This is a genomic window from Helicobacter pylori SA221C (assembly GCF_000476855.1).
In the GTDB taxonomy this organism is placed as follows: domain Bacteria; phylum Campylobacterota; class Campylobacteria; order Campylobacterales; family Helicobacteraceae; genus Helicobacter; species Helicobacter pylori_DK.
The window spans coordinates 1-4,318 of record NZ_CBPT010000029.1 but is presented as its reverse complement, the minus strand read 5'-3'; the positions used below and the strand labels follow the sequence as shown (position 1 = coordinate 4,318).

Here is a 4,318-nt window from a genome sequence, read left to right as displayed (position 1 = left end):
TGGGGAGTATGTCAACTCTAATGCTTGTTGTCTCTAGCTTTACGCTATTGCCTGTTTTTATAGGGTGTATATTTTATAAAGTTTATCAATTTGCCAAGAAAAGGCCTAAAGTTTTCTTTACGATCTTATCCTTTTTAGTAGTGATTTGTGTCTTAACCTTTATATTTAGGGGATTTTTAAGTGTAAAACTAACTCTATTTATGAAATATCTAAAAGGATTATTTTAAATGAGAGAAAAATTCAAAACATTAAGAGATAAATTTAAGGATAAAACCAGCAATTTATTCCATAAGCTTAATAGCATTCAAAAAGATTATTACACTAAAACTCTCCCTAAGGCTTGCAAAGATGTCTTTACGCTAGGATCTTCTAAAAGTTATCCTATGACTTTAAATTTTAACAAAGGTTTTTGTGTGGAGTTATATAAAGGTTTAAATTCGCTTAAGCCTACTTATTATGATGCTCCGCTTTCTACTTTAATTATCGCTCCTCCTGGAAGTGGTAAAACCGCAGCTGTGGCTGTGCCTAATCTTTTAAGTGTGCCTAGCTCTTGTGTGGTGTTAGATATTAAAGGGGAGTTGTTTGATTTAACGGCTGGTTATAGACAACAAGTTCTAAAAAATAAAATTTTTGTATTTGATCCCTTAGGAAATGATAACACGCTTAAATTCAATCCGTTTGATAAACGCATTGTAGAAAAATTAGATTTTAACAGAAAGCGAAGGCTTGTAGATGAAGTGGGTAATACTATTTTTGCTGAAGATGGGGCAAATAAAGACCCTCATTGGACACAGCAAGCTAAAAATTTATTTGTCTTTTACGCTCTTTATGATTTGTGTGTGCATAACACTAGCACCTTTTTTGAAATTGCAAGCGCTCCTATAAAAAATTATGTCCCCTTAATCAATCCACAAAGCCGATTTTATACTGAATTATATGAATGTCAAAGTAGCGATAATGGTTTTATTAAAGAGAATGGGCGTTATATGGCTAAAGTAGAAAATGGCGTTAAAAAAATGAAACCTAATGTCAATGTGGAATTGCTATGGTATAAACAAGTAGCCGAACAAGTCTATACTGACCCAGAAAATCCTAAAAATTATGATGGCTCTGTGAATAATTTAGAAAAAGACGATCAAGGCAATATTATAATGAAAGAGGGTATGCTAGATCCTATTATTAGAAACGAAGCGAACAAATGGGCTAAGGCGAATGATAAAGAGTTTGCGAGCATTAAATCAGTTTATAGCCGTTTTATGCAAGTCTTTACAAGCTATCAAGTTAAAAGCGCTACAGATAGCATGAGTTTTGAATACGAGGATTTAAGGGCTGACAATATTTCACTCTATATTAAAATCGCTCAAACAGATATTGACACACTCGCCCCGCTTATCCGTATCCTTTTGGAAAGTATTGCTAAAAATCTTTTACTGAAAGAGAGTAAGAAATTTGAAGAAAGGGTTTATCTCTTTTTAGATGAATTTGTGCGTTTTGGTAAATTGCCTTTTTTATTAGAAATGCCAGCATTAAGTAGGAGCTATGGTGTGGTTTTAATTTTTATCACGCAATCCAACGCTCTTATTGAAAAATATTATGGCAGAGAAGATGCAAGAATTGTTAATAGCACCGTGGCTTACAAAATAATTTTCAAAATGGATGATTTAGAATATGCTAAACAGGTGAGCGAAGAAGTTGGTAAGATGACTAGAAAAACACGAAGCCACTCTACAGAAAAAGGACAACTCATTACCGGAGGGACTTCTAATATAGGTAAAGAGGCGTGGGACTTATTGAGCGCACAAGATATTATGAATATTGATAAAGATGAAGTGATCATTTTAGTAAGCGGTCATAAGGCTAAACCTTTAAAATTAAAAGCGAATTATTATTTCAAAAACAAAGAATTACTCTCTCGTATTAACTGGGAAGTCAAGCCCAATGAAGAAGTGTTTTGATGAATTAAAAAAGTTTGCATGAGTATTTTTTAATTGCTTTTTAAAAATTGCTTTCTACAACTCCTTATCCTTGTTGCTAAAAAAAGAATGCGCCAATTTCTAACACGGATTTGCGTTAGATGATTAGCAAAATTTAAAATAAAGATTAACATTTTTGTAGTGTAGCTTAGCATAGCTTGTTTTTAGAAATTGGCATGTTTATTTTAAAGTTAGTGCAACTTAAATTAAAAATTAGCACGGATTGTTGTTGTGGATAATTTTTTTAGCGTTTGATCACTTTTTAAATAGCTCGCTATGAGTGTCTAGACGCAATAAAACAAGTTCGTTTTCTTGTTTTTTGATTTCATAAATCAATAACAAGTTTGGCTTGACATGACACTCTCTCAGCCCTTTAAGATTGCCACTCAAAGCATGGTCGCAATATTTTTGTTGGAGTGGTTTTTGCTCTTTGAGACAATCAACAATGCTTATAACATCGCTTTCTTTAATACGCCCAGATAAGATATGCTTATTAAAGTCTTTAAGAAAATCTTTCTTAGTTCTGACTTTAAGCATTATGCCTTTCTCTTTCTTGTTTTGCTATTTGTAAAAAATCATTGAAGTCTCCAAACGAAACATCGTATTCTGGGTCATCTTTTGAGGCGATCGTATTTAACAAACTTTGTGTGGGTTCTTTTTCTTGAGAATGTTTTTGGGCTAAAACTTGTCTGATTATTTGTTCTTGCAATTCACACTCTTGGATTTTTTTTATCGCCTTATTTTTATCCCTTTCTGCCTTAAGCAATTGTTTTTCAATGGAGTTTAAGAAATTGTGCAGTTGCTTTTCATTGTATTGCGAGTAATCTGTAATAATATTTGACATATTGAACTCCTTTTTAATAAAAGATAGTTAGTGCAACTTGTTTTCATTTTAGCATAACTTGTCATAACCTTTAGCGCTATTTGCAGTGAATTGAAAGTTTTAAAATAAGTTTTTTTGATTAAGTTTGATTTAAGAATATCTTAAAAGCGTGTGTTTTAGCCACCTGCAAGGTCAAATTGACTTCAATTTTTACGGAATTGAAGTGTTATCCTGCACTTTAAAAAGGGGGAATAATAATGTAGAATAAGAGCTGAAAAATTAAAACAAGCGACAAAATTTTTGGGAGGATAGAATTACAATAAAATGGCGTTAGAAAAAAGTTATAGTAAAGACTTTGAAAGCGATGAGCTTTTTGATTATGAGATCATCAAGCCCCAAAAGACGCTTAAGATACAATACACTTATGCTAAACGCTACCATAAAGAAGTGGAAAAGTTTGCTAAAAATTTAACCCAACTGACACAAGAAGAATTCATGCGTTTAAGAGAGCCACAAAAACAAGCGGTCATCAAAAATATAGGCAATATGACACGCTTGCATTCAAAAAGGGCGATGGATTATATCGCTAAACATGGTGAGCTAGTGAGAGATGAATTTTTTAATGAAGTTAATTATAATGATATAGCAGAGCAATGGAATGAGCAATTTGAAAAATTATTAGAAAATAAGAGCCGTGTTAAAAATTGCACTTTACATCTAGTGTTTAGTATTGATGAAAATTGTAATGAAAAAAATTTAAAAGTTTTGGAATTAAGCGTGTATCAAACACTCACTAACACGCTAGGTTATGATTATCCTTTTATAATGAAACTCCATACACACCAAAACAATCCGCATGTGCATGTGATTATCAACAAAACTAACAAAATCACCAATAAGCAACTACGCTTTAATTCTAAAGACAGCTGTAAAGAGTTTTACCACACACTAAGAGAAACATTTAAAGATTATTTATTTGCTAACTCAAAAGGCGAATTGCAATATTCTAACACGCCTAATATTTATAAAGCGATTAAAGACATAGAAACAGAGTTAGATACGCTAGAAAAACAGGCTAGAAACAATAAGAGCTTTAGGCATGAAAACTATTTCTATAAAGTTTTGGGCAGTGTGACTTCTCAAATAGAAAGCTTGAAAAAAAGAGAAAATGCCCTATCTGATCATTTAGATAATCTAAAAAGTTTATTGGAAAAAACACATTGGGAAAAAGAAAAATTCACGCCCCCAACAAATGAAAAAGAACTTAACCAACAACTTAAAGAAATAAAATGGTTAGATAAAGAATCTTTAACCCCTAAAAACACTTATAAAAAAATTCAAAAATTAGCTGTTTGTAAAAGCCCTTTAATAAAAGATTATCTTTATACCACCAAAAAACTTTTTGCCACACAGAAAAAGATTATAGCTTTAGAGAAAGATTATAAAGATTTAAAAATTTTGAAGGAAGAATTTAGCAAAGATTTAGAAGCTGATTTATCCCATTCAAAAAAACGCTTTGAGC

At 31.8% G+C, this 4,318-nt stretch carries 5 protein-coding genes; 3 read left to right on the top strand and 2 right to left on the bottom strand.

Features of this window, described 5'->3' with window-relative positions; all coding sequences use genetic code 11:
* Together QU01_RS08185 and QU01_RS07775 are read left to right on the top strand one after the other, a co-directional pair.
* Positions 1-227 (top strand): hypothetical protein (locus tag QU01_RS08185; protein ID WP_229260245.1); only part of this gene is annotated, 227 nt, incomplete at its 5' end.
* On the top strand, positions 228-1,955 hold the full coding sequence (locus QU01_RS07775; RefSeq protein WP_033763388.1) for a type IV secretory system conjugative DNA transfer family protein: 1,728 nt from the start codon (positions 228-230) through the stop codon (positions 1,953-1,955).
* A gap of 273 nt (positions 1,956-2,228) precedes the next feature.
* Here QU01_RS07775 and QU01_RS07770 read toward each other — a convergent pair whose 3' ends face one another.
* Both QU01_RS07770 and QU01_RS07765 read right to left on the bottom strand, forming a co-directional pair.
* Entirely contained in the window at positions 2,229-2,510 is a 282-nt protein-coding gene (locus tag QU01_RS07770) for a type II toxin-antitoxin system RelE/ParE family toxin (protein WP_000921925.1), read from the bottom strand.
* On the bottom strand, positions 2,503-2,817 hold the full coding sequence (locus QU01_RS07765) for a hypothetical protein (RefSeq protein WP_033763386.1): 315 nt from the start codon (positions 2,815-2,817) through the stop codon (positions 2,503-2,505). The genes QU01_RS07770 and QU01_RS07765 overlap by 8 nt, the downstream gene beginning before the upstream one ends.
* A gap of 303 nt (positions 2,818-3,120) precedes the next feature.
* On the opposite strand from QU01_RS07765, the gene QU01_RS07760 reads away from it, so the two are divergent.
* A partial coding sequence (locus QU01_RS07760) for a relaxase/mobilization nuclease domain-containing protein (RefSeq protein ID WP_033763384.1) occupies positions 3,121-4,318 on the top strand: 1,198 nt, incomplete at its 3' end.